We start from the raw sequence: 18,536 nt of genomic DNA, 5'->3' as shown, positions 1-18,536 counted from the left end.
GACAAGATGGGAGTTGAAAAGCGATGGTAAGGTCGCCCTGGAAACTTCTCACTGGATTGTTGTCTCGGAGAAAGGCTGCGGATCAGCATGACGTTGGCGAAGCCAGCTTCACCGAGATTCCCATCGAGTTCGAGGGAGCCAACTCCACCGCTGCTGAAGCATCGATAGGGGGCGAGTCCGCACCTGAACCGAAACCATCGGCCGCGTTGCAAGCTGGCAAAGGCGAAGCCGGCGATCGTCAGGAGCCTCTGCCGTCAAAGGCGGCAGAGGCTCCTGACCCGATGCCGGCCGACGAAGCCACCGCCTTGGGCTCGGATCGCACTGTGGTCAGTGTAGGCGCGAAACGTCGAACCTTGCGGGATAAGGCCTCGCCGACGACCCGAAGTAAGGCAAAGGCGGAAGCGCCAGTTCGCGTCAGGTACGCCGAACCGGCCATCACCTTGGAGAAACAAGCGGCAACAAGTACAACCGATCCTGTTCGGGCGCTGGACCGCGAGATCCGTGATTTGCGGTCCCAGCTGGCGGGGAAGCTGCAGCTTCAAAATGATCAACTGAGACAAATGCTCAGGCGATTTGAACCGAAGTGATTCGTCTGTCGATCAGAATGATTGCGTTGCCGAGCTTTGACTAAATCAGAGCTTTTCCCAGCGACAGCTCGATCTCTGGTTCCAGTTTCACAACCTGGTTCAACAAATGTCCCAAGCGATGATAATCAGCTTCTGGGACGCCGGCTCACTCAACTCCTCCTCGACGTCACCGGTTCGATTCCCATCAAGAGCTTGAAGGATGGTTGCTTGGCGCTAGAGATTCTCACGCGTATGAACGTCAAATGGGACGATCCTCGTATGGCTGGCATTTTCGCCGTTTGACGTCATCGCCCTTATCATGCCGGTGATCGTTTCGTTTGCCAGGCTGGCGAGGGGATGGGCGATGGAGAGGGTTATCGTTCCATCGAGCAGGGCGGCCCTGACGTTGTCCATCAGCTCGTAGCCGACGACCACTAACTTGCCAGCGCGGTCGCTGGCGCGCAATGCGGCGAGGGCGCCGCTGATCCCACCGCCGGCGACGTAGAGGCCCGCGAGATCTGCATGATCGTTCAGTAGCCGCTCCGTCATTTCCTGGGCGACGGCTGAGGATTCGAATGTCGAGAGAGGTTCGAGCAGCACGAAGTCCCGCGCGTGTTCGCGAAAGTACGAGCGAAAGCCGGTCTCGTTCATTTCCTGGTTACGATAGCGCGGATTGCCCATAAGGATGCCGATCTTGCCGGGCACCTTGCAGATGTGATCGAAGGCCCAGGCCGCGGTTCTGCCGACCTTCCAGTTGTCGAGCCCGATATAGTGGATCTGCCCCGTTGCGGCGAGCTGTGAGATCAGCGCGAAGACCGGGATGCCCTTTGCCTGGATGTCAGCGAGCGCCTGGGTGACGACAGGGTGCACGGCCGTGGTGATGCAGATGGCGTCGCATTCTTCGGCCAGCGCCCGCGCCCGTTCGGCTGTATTCTGCGGCGAGAGGTCCTCCAGATGCTCGATCTTGAGATCGACGTCGGCCGAGGTGGCTTGTGCGGCCGCGTCCACGAGGGCGCGCGCGACCAGCCTGTAGAACGGGCGGTGCGGCTGGAGGAGAAGTATGCCGAATCGGTATTTGGGGCGCGCCGCAGCATTGCGCGCCTGTATTGCCCCCAGTCCGTAGAAGCCGATCGTCGCCGCCGCCGCCTGGACCTTCTCCCGCGTGCTGCCGCTCACATTTTCCGCACCGGACAAAACCCGGTTGGCCGTGGCGATGGAAACGCCGGCCGCCTCGGCGAGATCGCGGATGGTCGGTCTTCGCACGGAATCCTCATGAGATGAAATATATCATTTAATCGGCTTTATGAGACGAATGATACGTTCGTACCCTGAAAGAGAAATGCGCCTTGATTTAATAGACGTCAAGTTGGCATTGTCTGTTCAGAGGACGGCGGGTGGCGCGAAACGCGACGCACACGCCTGGAGGAACTGCCTTCGACATCGTTGGAACTGCACGCTTTGGGCTTTCGCCCGGGGACCGTCGTGCTGTGACCGCGACAGAGCGCCGGCACGTTTCTCCTCCCCTTTTGACGACAAGGCGCGCCGCGCCCGGAGGCATGATGATGGACGATCACAACTTTGGAACGCGCAACAAGCGCGGTGACTGGGCACCGAACGGACATATCGAGGTTGCGCCGTTCTGGGCCTGGCCGCCCAAGCTGATGGCCGTGCTGAAGTGGCTGCCGGAATATGTCTGGCCGTGGAATGCCTTCCATATGGCGACGGCCCTGCTTTACTGGCTCTACGTCGTGCCCGACGTCGAGGTGATGAAGACGCTGAGTTGGGGCTGGCCGCTCTGGCTCTACGCCGTGAATGCGGGTGCGATTTTTGTCTTCTACGGCTCGGTCGAACTGCTCTTCTACGTCAAGCGCAGGCAGGGCAACCGCTTCAAGTACAATGCCAAATTCCCGGGCGAGCAGCCGTCCGATGTCTTCTGGTTCAAAAGCCAGAACATCGACAACTTCCTGCGCTCGTTCTTCATTTCGATCCCGCTGTGGACGCTGGTCGAAGTCTTGTTCCTCTGGGTATTCGCCAATGGCTGGGTGCCGTGGCTGAGCTGGGCGGACAATCCGTATTATCTCGCCTTCCTTGTCGCCGTGGCACCGATGATCCACGAGGTGCACTTCTTCTTCATCCATCGGCTGATCCACTGGGGTCCGCTCTATCGCTGGATCCACTCGGTGCACCACAATTCAGTCAACCCGTCGCCGTGGTCGTCGCTCTCCATGCATCCGGTCGAGGGTTTTCTCTACCATGCCGTCGCCTTCTGGCACCTCGTCATCCCGTCGAACCCGATCGTGGCGATGTTCCAGCTTCACATTGCCGGCTTCGGCGCGGTCAATGGCCACATCGGCTTCGACAAGCTGGAGGTCACCGAGGAAACGCCGATCGATACCCATGCCTATGCCCACTACCTTCACCACAAATATTTCGAGGTGAACTACGGCGGCGATGGCCTGATCCCGCTCGATAAGTGGTTCGGCACCTGGCACGACGGCACGAAAGACGGGGACGTGCAGATGCAGGCCCGCTTCCAGAAGAAGAAGGAGCGCCTAAACGCCAAGACGGCGCGCGCAAACTCCTGATCTCAGATGGTGCTCAGCACCCGCGAGGAGGCGGGTGCTTTTCAAAAAGGGTCGCTTCGACCCATCCAGTCAACATTGCAACCCGCCACTTGGCGGACACAGGGGAGGAAACCCGATGACCAAACTGATCACCATGACGAAAGCGCTCACAACCACGGTTGCCATCTGTCTTACCGCAAGCGTCGCCATCGCTGCCGACATCGCGGTCGTCGGCGGCAAGACCGACGATGCCTTCTGGACCAAGATCAAGAAGGGTGTCGATGACAGCCGGTTTGTCGTCGAGGCGAACGGCGGCAAGGTCACCTACCTGCAACTTCAGACCTATGACAATCTCGGCCCGGACGCGGCCGGTCTCGTGCGCACCGCCATCAGCCAGGGGGTCAGCGGCATCGTCATTCCCAACTGGGTTCCCGAAGCCGAAGACGAAGCGATCAAGGCGGCGGTCGACAGTGGCATCAAGGTCATCCTGATGAACGCCGGTTCTCTCGAAAAGGCCAAGGAACTCGGCGCAATCAACTATGTCGGATCCGATGAGTATATCGCCGGTGTCGCTGGCGGAGACTATTTTGGCAAAAACGGTCAGAAGAATGTGCTCTGCGTCAACACGCTGCCGGGCAGCGCCAACCAAGAAGCACGCTGCAAGGGCGTGATTGATGGTGTCACCAAGGCGGGCGGTGCGGGCAAACAGCTGCCGCTGCCGGCGACAAGCTTCGGGGATCCGACCGCGATTGCGGAAGCCGTCAAGGCGACGCTTTCCCAAGATGGCACTATCGACAGCGTGATCACGATCGCTGCCGGCGACGCCGATGCCGCCGCAAGCGGGATTCAGCAGGCCGGCAAGGTCGAGGTCGTCAAGCTTGGCTCGTTCGACTTCAACGAAGCCAGCCTCGATCGCATCAAAAACGGTGCGCAGCTCTTTGCGATCGATCAGCAGCCCTATCTCCAGTCCCTTCTCGCAGTGTCGCTGCTTGCCTCCCACATCGATTTCGGAACGGATCTGCCGGTGAGGCCGGTTCTGACCGGACCGGGCATCGTCGATGCGTCGAACATCGAATCGACGCTTGCAGGCGTGTCGAAGGGCGCGCGCTGACCGGCGCGCTTCAGGGCCGCTCCCTGTGACCTCCCCAGGGAGCGGCCACCGCCACAACACGGCAAAGCCGGGTAGGGAACCATCATGAACTCGAAAACCGCAAGCCAGCCGATCGTCGTTGCCAAAGCACCGGCCCCATCATCGGCAACAAGCTTTTCCATCGGCGGCCTTTTCCGACGGCCTGAAGCAGGCGCCTTTCTTGGCCTTTTCGGTGTCTTCGCCTTTTTCATAGCGTTCGGAAGCATCGACTTCCTGAAGCCCGCCGGTGCCGCAAGCTGGCTGAACGTTGCCGCCAACCTCGGAATCGTCGCTTTTCCCATCGGTTTGCTGATGATCGCCGGGGAACTGGACATCTCGATCGGCTCGATGATCCCGGCAGGCTCCATGACGGTCGCGATCATCTCTGGCTATTACGGCCTTCCGATCTGGCTAGGTATCGCTGCGACCCTTGGGCTGGGTGTCGTCGTCGGGCTGGTGAACGGATTCCTCGTGGTGCGCACCAACGTGCCGTCCCTCATCGTCACGCTCGGCACACTGTTTGCTGTCGCAGGCCTCGTGCTCGGCCTGTCTGTATTGCTCACAGGCACCACGAGCGTTGCCCTCAAGGCGCCGGAACTGGCAAAATTTCTCTTCGGCCAGTTCGTGGCCAACACGTTCCAGGTCATCATCTTCTGGTGGTTGGCGCTGACGGCGATCTACATCTACGTGATCCACTATTCGCCCTATGGCAACTGGATCTTCGCCATGGGCGGTGACAAGGTCAGCGCGCGCAATGCCGGCATTCCGACGGCCCGCCTGACCATCGCCCTCTTCGTCCTCTCCTCAACGAGTGCGGCCTTCGTCGGCATGTGCCAGGCGATCCTGTTCAACTCCGCGCAGGTTTCCGCCGGCATGTCCTTCATCTTCAACTCGATCATCTCGGTGGTCGTGGGCGGCGTGCTGCTCACAGGTGGCTTCGGCTCGATCGTCGGCATCTTTTTCGGCACCATCACCTTCGCCGTGGTCAACCAGGGTATCTATTTCACGACCTTCGACCGTAACTGGTCGAGCCTGATCATCGGGGTGATGCTGCTTCTGGCGGTGCTCATGAACAACACTTTTCGAAGCATGGCGCTCTCCTATTCGCCGAAGAAGAAGTGAGGTCGATCATGTCTACGCCGATTCTGAAACTCACCAATATCTGCAAGTCCTTTGGCCCGATCGACGTCCTCAACGACATCTCGCTGGATATCTGTCCTGGTGAAGTTCTCTGCCTGCTCGGCGACAATGGTGCCGGCAAGTCGACGCTCATCAAGACGCTTTCCGGCGTGTATCGCCCGAATTCCGGCACGATCGAGATGGACGGCAAGCCCATCGAATTCGCCGGCCCCCGTGATGCCAGCAACCGCGGCATCGCAACGGTTCACCAGTTCGGTGGCACGTTCCCGCTGATGAGCATCGGCCGATCGTTCTTCATTGGCGTCGAGCCGACCAAGGGCTGGGGACCGTTCAAGATCTTCGACCCGAAAAAGGCGAACGAGATCGCCGTCAAGGCGGTTCGCGACTTCGGCATAACGCGGATCGAGGATGGCGACCGCCTGGTCGGCGGGCTTTCGGGCGGCGAGCGGCAATCCCTCGCCATTGCCCGCGCCGTACATTTCGGCGCGAAGGTCCTGATCCTGGACGAGCCGACGGCGGCGCTGGGTGTGAAGCAGGCCACCCATGTCCTGCGGATCGTCAACGAGGCGAAGCGGCGGGGTCTCGCGGTGGTCTTCATCACCCACCAGGTCATGCATGCCATGGCGGTCGGCGATCACTTCGCGGTGTTGATCCGTGGTGCAGTCGCCGCCGATTTCCGCAAGGGGGAGAAGTCGCGCGAAGAGATCACCGACCTGATGGCCGGTGGCGAGACCATGGCGGAACTCGAAGCCCAGATCGACGGCTACATGGAGACGCATGACGGTCATGTGCCTCAGCATGCGGGTGCGTCGGCCTGACGCTACCGCTTCAACAGACCCTGAACTGCCAAAGGATAAAGACATGGGGACCTGGACCCGCGCTTGCGCAACCGAGGACGTCGAACTCGAAGAGCAGATTCGTTTCGATCACAGCGGACGCACCTTTCTGGTGATCCGCAGTCCGGACGACGAATTCTTCTGCATCGACGGCATCTGCACACATGAACACGTGCACCTCGCTGATGGCCTGGTGATGGACGGTATCATCGAGTGTCCGAAGCATAGTGCGCACTTCGACTACAAGACCGGTGAGGCGATGCGTGCGCCTGCCTGCATCAACCTTCGCACCTGGCCGGTCAAGGTCGAGGATGGCGACGTTTTCATAGAGATTTGAGACAATGACACAGTTTGCACTGGCGGCCTGCGCCGAAATGATCTGGCGGGACCGCCCCATCGAATGGCGGGCCTCCCGTCTCAAGGATATGGGCTTTGGTGTTGGTTTGTGGAACTGGCCGGAGCACGATCTGGCGAAGCTAAAAGCCACCGGCGCCACCTTCACCATCATGAATGGCTATCTTACCGGCCGGCTTACCGACGACGAGGGCGCTGCCGAGCTTCTGCGCACCGCGCGCGAAACGGCGCAGATCGGCAGGCGTCTCGGTGTGCAGCGGCTGAACCTGCACGGCACGGGGCTGGGCGAGGGGGGACTTCCCGTCCAACCCATCGAGGTCGTGACCGGCGCGATGTGGTTGAAGGCGCGCGACACGCTGTGCCGTGTGGCCGACATGGCCGAAGCTGAAGGCGTCATCTTTACGCTGGAAAACCTCAACCTGCCCGTCGACCATCCGGGCGTGCCGTTCGGACGGGCTGAGGACACGCTGGCGCTCGTTTCGAGCATCAATCATCCACGCTTGCGGCTCAATCTTGACCTCTACCATGCGCAGATCGGCGAGGGGAACCTGATTGCGCTGTGCCGAAAATGCCTGCCATGGATCGGCGAAATCCAGGTGGCCGACGTTCCCGGTCGCTGCGAACCCGGCACCGGTGAGGTGAACTGGCACGGCATCGCCAAAGGGCTCCAGGCAATGGGATATACCGGCCCGGTCGGCATGGAAGCCTTCGCTTCGGGAGATCCTGAGGCGGCCCTCGAAGCCTTCCGCAACGCATTCGCGGTGTAATCCCATGGTTCACAAGAACACGCGCCCGACCGTTGCCGACATCCGCGCCATGAAAGCGCGGGGTGAGAAAATCTCGATGCTCTATGTCACCACCGTTGACGAGGCCGCTGCTGCGGACGCCGCGGGCATCCATATGCTCTCGATCGAGGGGCGCTTCTTCTCGCCCGAAATGCGCGAAGCGGCTGGCCGTTGCTTCGTGCAGGTCGGGCTTCCGTTTGGCGGATGGGGCACGTTCGAGGGCCGTCCACTGGCAACCGCTGAGGATTATCTGCGGGCCGCCTTCCATTTCTCCGCCATGGGCGGCGACTGTTTTTACTGCGCCGCCTCACTCGATATCCAGAAGGTACTCTGCGACAATCACGTCCCGGTCGTTGCTCATGTCGGCCTCATTCCCTCCTATATCACCTGGACCGGGTTTCGCGCGGTGGGCAAGACTGCCGAGGAGGCAACCAAGGTTTTCCGCCATGTCAAACAACTCGAAGCGATCGGCTGCTTCGGCGCGGAGCTGGAGGTCGTGCCGGACCGGGTGGGTAAACTGATTTCCAGCAACACGTCGATGATCATGCTCGGCATGGGGGCCGGCCCGGGCGCCGATGCGCAATATCTCTTCGCGGAAGATGTGCTCGGTCACACCGATGGACATCGACCGCGCCACGCCAAGACGTATCGTAACTTCGCCGCCGAATTCGCCAAGCTTCAGAAAGAACGCATCGCGGCCTTCCGCGAATTCATCGCGGACGTGAACACGGGCGCCTATCCGCAGCCCCAGCACAATGTCGCGATCGGCGACACGGAATTCAACGCATTCAAGGCCGAACTCGGTCTCTGATCAGAAGAGGAAAACCCATGCTTAAAGTTGGCCTTCTTGGCGCCGGCCGCATTGCCGGCGTGCATGCCACGGCGATTTCCAGCCATCCCGGCAGCACGCTCGTCGCCGTGTCCGATATCAACACGGCTGCCGCCGAAAAGATTGCAGCCCAATATGGCGCGGAGGCACGCGACACATCCGCCATTCTGGAGGACGGCACGATCGATGCCGTGCTGATCGCCACCTCGACGGACACCCATTCCGACCTGATCGAAAGGGCAACGGCTGCCGGCAAGGCGGTGCTGTGCGAAAAGCCGGTCGATCTCAGCCTGGCGCGGGCGCGAGCCTGCCAGAAGGCGGTCTCCTCCAACGGACGTCCGGTGATGATCGGCTTCAATCGCCGTTTCGATCCGAACTTCTCCGCCCTCAAGAAGGCGGTCGATGCCGGCGAGATCGGCAAGCCCGAACTTCTTTCCATCACGTCCTTCGATCCAGCACCCCCCCCGGTTTCCTATATCAAGGTGTCGGGTGGCCTTTTCCGGGACATGATGATTCATGACTTCGACATGGCGAACTTCATCATGGGCGCGCCGCCTGTCACGGTGACGGCAGTCGGCTCGTCCATCGTCGATGCGGAAATCGGGGCGGCGGGTGATGTCGACACGGCCGTGGTGACGCTTACCTATGCGAATGGCCGCATCGCCGTCATCAAGAACAGCCGCCGGGCCGTCTACGGTTACGACCAGCGCGTGGAACTGCTCGGTTCCGAAGGTCTGCTCCAGGCGCAGAACATGCTCGAAAACACCGTGGTGAAATCGACGACGCAGGGCGTGACGGGGGCAAAGCCCACCTACTTCTTCCTCGAGCGCTACATGCCGGCCTATGCCGCGGAATGGGCGGCCTTCGTGGAGGCGGTGAACGGTGGAACGCCGCTGCCGGTGACGCTGGAAGACGGCGTTGCCGCACTTGCCATGGCGGAAGCGGCGACCCTCTCCATCCAAACCGGTGACCCTGTCTCGCTTGCAAGCCTCGTTGGCTGAGTTTGGCGAAGGACCTTCCCGGCGCACCACCGTCGGGAACGTCCTCAAGGCCTTGTTGAAGGAGGCGCCGAGCCTCCGGCAGCAGAAAGCCCGATCCAAACGGTCGCGTTATCCCGCCCGAAAGTCCTTCCTGCGCATTTCGAGGAGATTGGAATGTTGGCATCCGCAAGCGTGAAGGCTCCTCCGAGCATTCGAGATCTCAAGCAGTTGATTGCCGAACGCCGTATCGAATTTCCGACCCTTCTGGAACAAGCGATGCGGCTGCTTCTCTGCAAGCCGGAGATCATCGCGTTCGGCTCCCTGCAGTCGGTGGCGCGAACCTGCGGCGTCTCGGGGACCACCATCATCCGCCTCGCGTCCCGGAGCGGGTATGCGAGCTTCAAAGAGATGAAAGCCGCCTTTCGCCAATACCTGATCGCCGGCGCCCGGACGAACCAGTAACCGGCCCAGACAACAGCAAAGGCTCGTTTAATGACTTCTTTCGTTATCATTGGCGCAGGCGAGTGCGGTGCTCGTGCTGCCCTGACCTTACGCGAGCGTGGTTTTGCGGGTGATGTGACACTCGTTGGTAGCGAGACCCTGTTGCCCTACGAACGGCCGCCCCTGTCCAAGGAGGGCCTTCAGCAGGGTGCCGAGCCCAAATGGATTGCCTATGCCGGTCGCTACGAAGACCTCGATATTGCAGTGCGGACCGGGGTGACCGCAACCGATATCGACCGTCAGCAAAAGACCGTTAGGTTCTCGGATGGCACCACGCTCGGATACGACAGGTTGCTTCTGGCGACGGGCGCGCGACCGCGAGAGCTCGCCAATGTTGCCTCTCCGCTTGGGCGCATCCGCTCGCTGCGGACACATGCGGACACCTTGGCGCTCCAGCCATTCCTGCAAGCTGGCCGGTGCATTGTCATCCTCGGCGGCGGATTTATTGGCCTCGAACTTGCAGCCAGTGCAAGAAGGCTGGGTGCGTCGGTGATCCTGCTCGAAGGGCTACCGCGTATCCTTTCGCGCGGCGTACCCGCGGAGATCGCGGCGCTGATCGCTGATCGCCACGCGGCCGAGGGTGTCGATATCCGCTGCGGGGTGAAAATCCGGTCCGTCACGGAGACGGACGCTGACGTCTCGATTGACCTTGAGCACGCGGACCGCGTTGTCGCAGACGCTCTGGTTGTCGGGATCGGCTCCGTTCCGAATACGGAGCTTGCTGCGAGGGCAGGCCTCGCCATCGAGAACGGCATCTCGGTCGACAGCAGCCTGCGCACCAGCGATCCAGACATCTTTGCCGCCGGTGACTGCTGTTCTTTTCCCTCGGTCCACTTCGGTGACCGACGCCTGCGCCTGGAATCCTGGCGAAGCGCGCAGGAGCAGGGTATTCGCGCCGCGGCGAACATGACGGGCGCGGCCGATATCCGGACATCCGTGCCGTGGTTCTGGTCGGACCAATACGAGCTGACGCTCCAGGTCGCAGGGCTTGCCGATGGGGCGACGACGATCATCCGGCGCAATCTCTCCCCTGATGCCTTTGTCCTGTTCCATCTCGATGGAGAAGGTCGGCTGCTTGCCGCAAGCGGTATCGGACCGGGCAATGCGGTCGCCCGCGACATTCGCCTCGCCGAAATGCTGATTGCGGCCGGCAGACGGCCCGATCCCGCAGCGCTTGCAAACCCAGATATCAAACTGAAGCAGCTGCTCGCCGCCTAGCGGCTCATTCCAGACTTCAAGCAGAAAACAAGAGAAAAGATGACCTCCCACGTCCTGACAGTATCGTGCCAATCGACCCGCGGCATCGTCGCCGCGATCACCGGCTACCTCGCCGAAAAGGGGTGTTACATCTCGGATTCGTCGCAGTTCGACGACATCGAAACCGGCCTGTTCTTCATGCGCCTCACCTTTCTGTCCCAGGAAGGCGTATCGGAGGAGGACATCAAGGCCGGCTTCGCGCCGGTCGCCAAGACGTTCGCCATGACCTGGCGCTTCAACGACAGCGACGAGCGCATGAAGGTACTGCTCATGGTGTCGCGCTTCGGTCATTGCCTCAACGACCTGCTCTACCGCTGGAAGATCGGCGCGTTGCCGATCGACATCGTCGGCGTCGTTTCCAACCACTTCGATTACCAGAAGGTCATCGTCAACCACGACATCCCGTTCTACCAAATCAAGGTGACGAAGGAGAACAAGCCGCAGGCCGAAGCACGGCTGATGGAAGTGGTGGAACAGTCCGGTGCGGAACTCATCGTGCTCGCCCGCTACATGCAGGTCCTGTCGGATGCGGTGTGCAAGAAGATGTCGGGCCGCATCATCAACATCCACCACTCGTTCCTGCCATCGTTCAAGGGAGCGAACCCGTACAAGCAGGCGTTCGAACGCGGTGTAAAACTGATCGGTGCGACGGCGCACTATGTCACCGAAGACCTCGACGAGGGTCCGATCATCGAGCAGGACGTGGCGCGCATCACGCATGCGCAGTCGGCGGAAGATTATGTGTCGATCGGCCGGGACGTGGAGAGCCAGGTTCTGGCGCGTGCCGTGCATGCGCACATTCACCACCGCACCTTCATGAACGGCAACAAGACCATCGTCTTCCCGCCGAGCCCGGGAAGCTACGCCTCCGAGCGCATGGGGTGAACCATGGGGATTGCGACGCGCATTGACGGGAAGAAAGTCGCGGCGTCGGTGATCGAGGCTGTGAAGGCCGCGACCTCGGCGCTCGAAGACGAGGCAGGGGTGAAGACCGGGCTTGCGGTCGTTATCGTCGGGGATGATCCGGCAAGCCACACCTATGTCGGCGCCAAGGGGCGCCTGGCCAAGGAATGCGGCTTCAACTCCACCCAGTACACGCTGCCGGAGGAGACCACGCAAGAGAATCTCGCAAGCCTGGTGGCTTCGCTGAACGCGGATGCCGCCGTGCACGGAGTTCTGGTGCAACTTCCCCTGCCGAAGCACCTCGACGCAGATGCGATCATCCAATCGATCCAGCCGGAGAAGGACGTCGACGGCCTGCATGTCGTCAATGCCGGCAAGCTTGCGACCGGCGATCTGGCTACCGGCCTGATTTCCTGCACACCGGCAGGCGCCATGCGCCTTGTCCGCTCCGTTCATGGCGAGGACCTGACGGGTCTGGCGGCCGTCGTCATCGGCCGCTCCAACCTGTTCGGCAAGCCGATGGGGCAATTGCTGCTCCATGCCAATGCGACGGTGACGATCGGGCATTCGGGCACGAAGGACCTCGCCGGTGTTTGCCGTAGCGCGGATATCCTCGTCGCTGCCGTCGGCCGTGCGGAAATGGTGAAAGCCGACTGGGTGAAGCCGGGCGCCACTGTCATCGATGTCGGCATCAACCGCATCGATGCGCCGGAGGGCGGCGCGGGCAGGAGCCGTCTGGTGGGCGATGTCGCCTATGACGCGGTTTCCGAGATTGCTGGCGCGATCACCCCGGTTCCGGGTGGTGTCGGGCCGATGACCATCGCCATGCTGATGGCCAATTCGGTGATCGCGGCCTATCGTAAGGCTGGCGTGACACCGCCGAAATTCTGACCTGTTCCAATTAAGTGCTTGTAGCGCCCCAAGCCTATCGGAGAAGATCAAGTGTCGATGGTTCGATTCCCATCAAGGCGAAGACGCGAGCAAGGCATTTTTGCTCGAGTTCATGCCGCCCACTCACGGTGACGGCATTGCGCCCCAACGCGGCCGTTAGGGCATGTCCTGCATCTGCGAAACGCAGTCCGAACCGTCCGTGGTAACACCGGCCGCATCGTCGTTTTGGCTATTGGCCGCTCAAGATCATCTTCGATGTTTCGGGTGCGCCGGCGTTCAGAATGGCAACGAAGTCCCTCAGCATCGGAACGCGGCGGGGGCGGAAACTCACTTCCGTCACCTGGATATCCGTGATGCGGTCGACGCGGAACTTTCGGAAATCCTGGCGCAAGCAACACCAGGCAAGCAGCACCAACACACGCTCAAGATAGACGATCGCCAGCGGCAGCACTTGCCGATCGGACCGTCGCTGCTCCGCGTCCACATAGCCTATCACCACAGCGTGCTCTTGCCAGCAGGCCTCGCGCAGAAGGCCGACATCGACGGTTGGCGGATCGCGGCGGTCGAACCGATAGACCTGTGAGACGGCATGCAGAGCCTGGCGTTGTAGTCGGTCGGGCAGCGTTGCCGTGACCTTCGAAAGCACGGCACCTGCGGCCGCCACGAGAGCCGGCTCACCCATATGCTGCACCTCCGCAAGGCCGAGCACCAAAGCTTCGATTTCAAGCCGTGTGAATGTCTGCGGCGGCAAGGCGATGTCCTCCGTCAGCCGGTAGCCGAAGCCGCGCTCACCATCGATGACGGCGCCTGCGGCGCGCAGGCTGTCGATGTCCCTATAGAGCGAACGCAACGATACGCCGGTCTCCTCGGCAAGGCTCGCTGCCGTCACCGGGGAGGGGAGAGTGCGAAGCGCCTGGAGGAGGCGGAAGAGACGATCACTGCGGGCCATGACGAAGAGAATAAACGAAGCCTACTGACGGAAAATGGCAGTTGGCCGACTGTACAAGATCCGCATTGCCAAACGCAACCGAGGATCCAGACTATGCTGACGCTCTTTCACGCCCCCCGCTCGCGCTCGTCGCGTATCGTCACCCTGCTTCGCGAACTCGACGCCATCGACAAGGTCGCGATCGAGATTGTCGACATCACCCGCGGCGATGGCAGCGGCCACAAGGATCCGAGGAACCCGCATCCGGAAGGCAAGGTGCCGCTGCTCGTCCATGACGGCGTCGTGATCTGGGAGAGCATCGCGATCATTCATTACCTGACGGATCTCTTCCCGGAAAAGAAGATGGCGCCGGTTGCCGGCGACCCGCAACGCGGTCGGTATCTGAGCTGGCTCGCCTGGTATGCCGGCGTGGTCGAGCCTGTGCTGATTGCACGGGCAGCCGGGATCTCGCATCCTTTCGTGGACTTCACCTTCCGCGGCCCGGCGGAACTGGCGACACGCCTCGAAACCGCGCTCACGGATAGCCCTTATCTGATGGGAGAGCGATACACAGCTGTCGATCTGCTGCTGCATTCACCCTTCGCCTGGTACCCTGCAGCGACGCCGGACAGCGACGTGGTCAAGGCCTGGATTGAGCGTTGCGGCGAGCTGCCATCGCTGCAATGGACCGCCGACTATGACGCCCGCACCGTGGGTGCGGCTTGATCGCTGGCACTGGCCGCTCCGACCGGGCGGCCACTTTCGCGTGAGATTGATCGCGGTCTTCACCCCCTTATGGCTGAAGCCGAGTGAATGGTTTACGGGTGAAATCAAGCTACCGCGCCGGTCGCAGCTTTCCACTGCGCCATTGCGCGGACACGATGGAGGTGAGTTGCAAGGGCGGAGTGCTTGTGATGCGGCGCGACGAAGTGATTTCTGATTGCTGAAAAGACCGAGATGAAATGTTGCAATCCGCCGGTGGATCGAAAGCCTTGCATCACCCGTTCTCGTTTTCGCAGAGGCAGATGTGAATTTTCCGCGCGATTGTTCAGGCCTTTGTGCGATCGATGTTCAACGGTAGGCATCACGTCCCGCTTTGCCGCTCCATATGAGCGCAGCTTGTCGGTGATGATCCGCTTCGGCGAGAGGCCTTGCTTCTACAGCAGCCTGACCAGTAATCGCTTGGCCGCCTTTGCATTGCGGCGCGCCTGAACAATTTCGTCGAGAACGTATCCGTCCTGGTCGACCGCTCGCCAAAGCCAGTGCTTCCGGCCGCCGATGGTGATCACCACCCCGTCCAGATGCCAAATATCCCTGCGCGACGGACGTTTTCTGCGTAGCTGCTTTAAGTAGGCCGCACCGAATTTTCGGCCCCAGCGCCGGATCGCTTCATAGGACACGATGATGCCGCGTTCCAACAGCATTTCCTCGACCAGCCGCAAACTCAGGGGAGACCGGAAGTAAAGCCACACCGCATGGGCGATGATCTGCGGTGGAAAACGGTGGTTCTTGTAGCTGATGGCCGATGTGTTCATCGCGCCTGATTGGCCAGCAACCACCAAGTCATCAACAACGTAACATCACCCTTCCCATCAGTCGACGTGCATCATCTCACGTCGACACATCAGTCTTTGCAGCCTCCGCCAGCCGGGCCGCCTGTTCGACGGCAACCGCGTAGCCTTCGGCGCCGAGACCGCAGATCACCGCCGTTGCGGCAAAGGAAATGTACGAGTGATGGCGGAAGGGTTCGCGGCGGTGGACGTTCGTGATGTGCAGTTCGATGATCGGGCCGGCAAAGGCTTTCAGCGCGTCGTGAATGGCGATCGACGTGTGGGTCAGCGCACCGGCATTGATGACGATGGCGGCCGCCTCGCGCCTCGCCTCGTGGATCCAATCGATCAGCACGCCCTCGTGGTTGGATTGGCGGAAGACGAGGCCGTGCGCCGAGGCTGCGCCGGTTTCATGGCAGCGCGCCTCGATGTCGGCGAGTGTCGTGTAGCCGTAGATATGCGGCTCACGCTCGCCGAGCAGGTTCAGATTGGTGCCGTTGAGAACGTAGATCGGCTTTTTGGTCATGGTCGTTTCCTTGGATGATGGGTTTCAGGCCGCGAGGTTTTCGTAGCGCGGCTGCAACTCGATGCGCGTCTTGCGCCGCGCCGCCTCGGTGACGGCGAGGGTCGCGATAAGTGTGCGGGCACCGTCGTCGACGCTTTGCAGGCTCATTACCGCACCGCAGATGACATCGCGGAAATGATCGAGTTGCGCGACATAGGGGTCGATGGTCGTGGCAAACAGGCGTTGGGCACGCACCGGCTGGTTCCAGCCACGCTCGCCGGGCTCCTGATTCCAGCGCACGAGGTTCGGAAACTCCAGCGAACCGCGGCTGCCGAGAAACCGATAGCTGCTTTCGCCGCTGAACGGGAACTCGACGGCCTCGCCGACGCCCTGCTCCACCGTCCATGGCGTCACCGCACTGTCGCTCACGATGAAGGTGCCGAGCGCGCCATTCTCGAATTCCAGCACCGCGCCGGCCGTGTCCTCGACGTCGAAATGGCGCTGTCGGTTGGAAGCGATGGCGCTGACAGCGACGATCTCGCCCGCGGTGAAGCGCAGGAAGTCGATCTCATGAATGAGGTTGATCAGCACCGGCCCGCCGCCCTCCTGCGTGCGCCAGGGGGCGACCGCGAAATAGGCATCCGGTTTGTAGGCCGCCCAGATCGCCGAGACGCCGACGAGCGCGCCGATGTCGTCGCCCGCGATTAGGCCGCGCAGCGTCTGCACCTGTTCATGGTGTCGGCGATGATGACCTACTAGCGTCTTGACGCCGGCGCGGCGCACCTCCTCGATCAGCCGGGTCGCCGCCTCCAACGTGTCGGTCACCGGCTTTTCGACCAGGATGTGAATACCGCGGCGCGCGCATTCGATGCCGATTTCCGCATGCACCTGGTTGGGCGAGGCGATGATCGCTGCCATCGGCTTCGTCTCGTCGAGCATGCGACGGTAATCGGCAAAAACCGGCGTTGCGGGATAGTGTGCCGCGACGGCATCCCGGTTGACGTCGGCAATACCGACCAGCTCGAAATCGACATGCTCAGTCACCTTCTTCAGGTGCTTGCGGCCGATGAGTCCAGCGCCGATGACGACGATTGATATGCCGGACATGAAGAAACCTCCGTTTGGCCGTCGCAGACGGCAAATGTCGCTGGGCCGATAGCCCGTCAGTGACCAAGGATCTGGCCGAGGAAGGCGCGGGTGCGCTCGCTCCTCGGGCTGGTGAAGAACTCGTTGGGTGTCGCCTCTTCGATGATTTCGCCGCCGGCCATGAAGATCACCCGGTCGGCCACCGCCCGAGCAAAACCCATCTCATGGGTCACGCAGACCATCGTGCGCCCCTCGACGGCGAGCGAGATCATCGTATCAAGCACCTCCTTGACCATTTCGGGATCAAGCGCCGAGGTCGGCTCGTCGAAGAGCAGCACCTTCGGATTCATGCAGAGCGCACGGGCAATCGCCACGCGCTGTTGCTGGCCGCCGGAAAGTTGGGCGGGGTATTTGTCCGCCTGATCGGCGATGCGCACGCGCTCCAGATAGGTGCGCGCGATCTCCTCCGCTTCCCGCGCCTTCAGCCCCCGCACCTTGATCGGGGCGAGCATGCAGTTGCGCAGAACTGTCATGTGCGGGAAGAGGTTGAAGCTCTGGAACACCATGCCGACCTCGCGCCGGATCGCATCGATCGACGCGCCGCTGGCAAGCTCGATGCCGTCGACGACAATCTTGCCCTTCGCGATGCTCTCGAGATGGTTGATGCAGCGGATGAGGGTCGACTTTCCCGACCCCGAGGGGCCGCACAGGACGACCTTCTCGCCCTGCCCGACCGCCAGATTGATGCTCTTCAGCGCGTGGAAGGCGCCGTACCATTTGTCCACATTGTCCATGGCGATCATGGGCACTACGGAATTGTCCTGGTGATTGCGGACCTGTTGCACGATGCCTTCCTCCGGCTGTCGATCAGTTCACGGTGAACGGGATGTCGGGCAGCGAGGCCGGAAACTCCGGTGAGCCCTCACCCAGCCAGCGCTCATAGATGGCCTTCAGCTCGCCATTCGCGCGGATCTCGTCGATGAAGGCGTTGAGCTCCTCGACATATTGCTTCTGGCCGGGGCGCACGCTGATGCCGTTATACTGGCGGTTGAACTGCAGCTTGGTCTCGAACTTCGAGTCCGGCGCCACCTTGGCAATGCTGAGATTGTAGGTGTTGTTGGCGCCGAGCGCGTCGACCTGGCCGGCCAGGAAGGCCTGGATCGCGGTGGAGTCGTCGTCGAAGCGCTGCATGGTGGCCTCGGGTGCGGCGGCGGTGATGGCCTTGTCCTGTGCCGAGGCGCGGGCGACGGCAATGCGCAGTCCCTTCAGGTCTTCCGGCGCCTTGATGGCCGTTTCTGGTTTGGCGATCAGGATGATGTCGATGGCCGAATAGGGTTTTGTGAACTGCACCACCTTGGCGCGGTCCGCATACATGCCCATGACGGCGATCAGCGCATCGACCTTGCCGGTCATCAGCGCCGGAATGCGGTTGGCGACGGCCACGCGCTCGAACTCGACTGGAACGCCGATCTTCTTGCCGAGCAGGTTGGCGACGTCGGCATCGAAGCCGACACTCTGGTTGCTACCGTCGACAAACCCCCATGGCGGGTTTTCGCCCTGGATGCCGATGACGATCTTGCCGTTCTTGCGCAGTTCCTCGAAACTCTGCGCCTCGGCGACGTTCGCCAGCAGGCCGAGACCCATCATGGCGATCGCAGCGCTCCGCACCCATCGCGTCCCCTTCAGGACTGCGCGTGTCTTTGACATCATGCTCATTTGGCTTTCCTCCTCT

At 61.5% G+C, this 18,536-nt stretch carries 20 protein-coding genes and 1 pseudogene; 14 read left to right on the top strand and 7 right to left on the bottom strand.

The window, feature by feature from the left end; all coding sequences use genetic code 11:
* The first annotated feature begins 23 nt into the window (after positions 1–23).
* On the top strand, positions 24–587 hold the full coding sequence (locus BSY16_RS22325; protein WP_069062062.1) for a hypothetical protein: 564 nt from the start codon (positions 24–26) through the stop codon (positions 585–587).
* A 213-nt stretch (positions 588–800) separates the two neighbouring features.
* Here the strand turns inward: BSY16_RS22325 and BSY16_RS22320 are convergent, their stop codons facing one another.
* A complete protein-coding gene (locus BSY16_RS22320; RefSeq protein ID WP_069062061.1) occupies positions 801–1,829 on the bottom strand; it encodes a LacI family DNA-binding transcriptional regulator in 1,029 nt (342 codons plus the stop codon).
* Between the two features lie 299 nt (positions 1,830–2,128).
* Here BSY16_RS22320 and BSY16_RS22315 point away from each other — a divergent pair, with 299 nt between their 5' ends.
* The 12 genes from BSY16_RS22315 to folD all read left to right on the top strand — a co-directional run bounded on the left by BSY16_RS22315 (position 2,129) and on the right by folD (position 12,735).
* Positions 2,129–3,151 carry a sterol desaturase family protein gene (locus tag BSY16_RS22315; RefSeq protein ID WP_069063638.1) on the top strand — a complete coding sequence of 341 codons (1,023 nt, stop codon included), beginning with the start codon at positions 2,129–2,131 and terminating at the stop codon, positions 3,149–3,151.
* Positions 3,152–3,266: 115 nt separating this feature from the next.
* Positions 3,267–4,241 (top strand): substrate-binding domain-containing protein, encoded by a 975-nt coding sequence (locus BSY16_RS22310; protein WP_069062060.1) that lies wholly within the window; start codon positions 3,267–3,269, stop codon positions 4,239–4,241.
* A gap of 159 nt (positions 4,242–4,400) precedes the next feature.
* Positions 4,401–5,381 carry an ABC transporter permease gene (locus BSY16_RS22305; protein WP_069063637.1) on the top strand — a complete coding sequence of 327 codons (981 nt, stop codon included), beginning with the start codon at positions 4,401–4,403 and terminating at the stop codon, positions 5,379–5,381.
* Between the two features lie 8 nt (positions 5,382–5,389).
* Positions 5,390–6,217: an ATP-binding cassette domain-containing protein gene (locus tag BSY16_RS22300; RefSeq protein WP_069062059.1), complete on the top strand. Its 828-nt coding sequence runs from the start codon at positions 5,390–5,392 to the stop codon at positions 6,215–6,217.
* A 43-nt stretch (positions 6,218–6,260) separates the two neighbouring features.
* On the top strand, positions 6,261–6,572 hold the full coding sequence (locus BSY16_RS22295) for a MocE family 2Fe-2S type ferredoxin (RefSeq protein WP_069062058.1): 312 nt from the start codon (positions 6,261–6,263) through the stop codon (positions 6,570–6,572).
* 4 nt (positions 6,573–6,576) lie between these two features.
* Positions 6,577–7,356: a TIM barrel protein gene (locus BSY16_RS22290; protein ID WP_069062057.1), complete on the top strand. Its 780-nt coding sequence runs from the start codon at positions 6,577–6,579 to the stop codon at positions 7,354–7,356.
* A 4-nt stretch (positions 7,357–7,360) separates the two neighbouring features.
* Positions 7,361–8,185, top strand: a complete 825-nt coding sequence (locus tag BSY16_RS22285; RefSeq protein ID WP_069062056.1) for a 3-methyl-2-oxobutanoate hydroxymethyltransferase — start codon at positions 7,361–7,363, stop codon at positions 8,183–8,185.
* A gap of 17 nt (positions 8,186–8,202) precedes the next feature.
* Positions 8,203–9,204, top strand: a complete 1,002-nt coding sequence (gene iolG / locus BSY16_RS22280; RefSeq protein ID WP_069062055.1) for an inositol 2-dehydrogenase — start codon at positions 8,203–8,205, stop codon at positions 9,202–9,204.
* A gap of 153 nt (positions 9,205–9,357) precedes the next feature.
* Entirely contained in the window at positions 9,358–9,645 is a 288-nt protein-coding gene (locus BSY16_RS22275) for a MurR/RpiR family transcriptional regulator (RefSeq protein WP_069062054.1), read from the top strand.
* Between the two features lie 30 nt (positions 9,646–9,675).
* Positions 9,676–10,902, top strand: a complete 1,227-nt coding sequence (locus BSY16_RS22270; RefSeq protein WP_069062053.1) for an NAD(P)/FAD-dependent oxidoreductase — start codon at positions 9,676–9,678, stop codon at positions 10,900–10,902.
* Positions 10,903–10,941: 39 nt separating this feature from the next.
* Entirely contained in the window at positions 10,942–11,826 is an 885-nt protein-coding gene (purU, locus tag BSY16_RS22265; protein ID WP_069062052.1) for a formyltetrahydrofolate deformylase, read from the top strand.
* A 9-nt stretch (positions 11,827–11,835) separates the two neighbouring features.
* Positions 11,836–12,735 (top strand): bifunctional methylenetetrahydrofolate dehydrogenase/methenyltetrahydrofolate cyclohydrolase FolD, encoded by a 900-nt coding sequence (gene folD, locus BSY16_RS22260; protein ID WP_069063636.1) that lies wholly within the window; start codon positions 11,836–11,838, stop codon positions 12,733–12,735.
* Positions 12,736–12,964: 229 nt separating this feature from the next.
* On the opposite strand, the gene BSY16_RS22255 is transcribed toward folD, so the two are convergent.
* Positions 12,965–13,684: a helix-turn-helix transcriptional regulator gene (locus BSY16_RS22255; RefSeq protein ID WP_069062051.1), complete on the bottom strand. Its 720-nt coding sequence runs from the start codon at positions 13,682–13,684 to the stop codon at positions 12,965–12,967.
* 93 nt (positions 13,685–13,777) lie between these two features.
* On the opposite strand from BSY16_RS22255, the gene BSY16_RS22250 reads away from it, so the two are divergent.
* Positions 13,778–14,389 (top strand): glutathione S-transferase family protein, encoded by a 612-nt coding sequence (locus BSY16_RS22250; RefSeq protein ID WP_069062050.1) that lies wholly within the window; start codon positions 13,778–13,780, stop codon positions 14,387–14,389.
* Positions 14,390–14,493: 104 nt separating this feature from the next.
* Here BSY16_RS22250 and BSY16_RS22245 read toward each other — a convergent pair.
* The 5 genes and pseudogenes from BSY16_RS22245 to BSY16_RS22225 form a co-directional block, all read right to left on the bottom strand.
* Positions 14,494–15,198, bottom strand: a pseudogene (locus tag BSY16_RS22245) (IS6 family transposase).
* A 76-nt stretch (positions 15,199–15,274) separates the two neighbouring features.
* Entirely contained in the window at positions 15,275–15,739 is a 465-nt protein-coding gene (gene aroQ / locus BSY16_RS22240) for a type II 3-dehydroquinate dehydratase (RefSeq protein WP_069062049.1), read from the bottom strand.
* A gap of 24 nt (positions 15,740–15,763) precedes the next feature.
* Positions 15,764–16,825 carry a Gfo/Idh/MocA family protein gene (locus BSY16_RS22235; RefSeq protein ID WP_069062048.1) on the bottom strand — a complete coding sequence of 354 codons (1,062 nt, stop codon included), beginning with the start codon at positions 16,823–16,825 and terminating at the stop codon, positions 15,764–15,766.
* Between the two features lie 56 nt (positions 16,826–16,881).
* The gene (locus BSY16_RS22230; protein ID WP_069063635.1) at positions 16,882–17,598 is read right to left on the bottom strand and encodes an amino acid ABC transporter ATP-binding protein; all 717 of its coding nucleotides are present in this window, start codon (positions 17,596–17,598) and stop codon (positions 16,882–16,884) included.
* A 73-nt stretch (positions 17,599–17,671) separates the two neighbouring features.
* Complete coding sequence (locus tag BSY16_RS22225) at positions 17,672–18,520, bottom strand: transporter substrate-binding domain-containing protein (protein ID WP_083243064.1); 849 nt, start codon at positions 18,518–18,520, stop codon at positions 17,672–17,674.
* Between the last annotated feature and the right edge of the window lie 16 nt (positions 18,521–18,536).

The organism is Sinorhizobium sp. RAC02, assembly GCF_001713395.1.
Lineage (GTDB): Bacteria > Pseudomonadota > Alphaproteobacteria > Rhizobiales > Rhizobiaceae > Shinella.
This window is presented reverse-complemented; position numbering and strand designations above follow the sequence as displayed.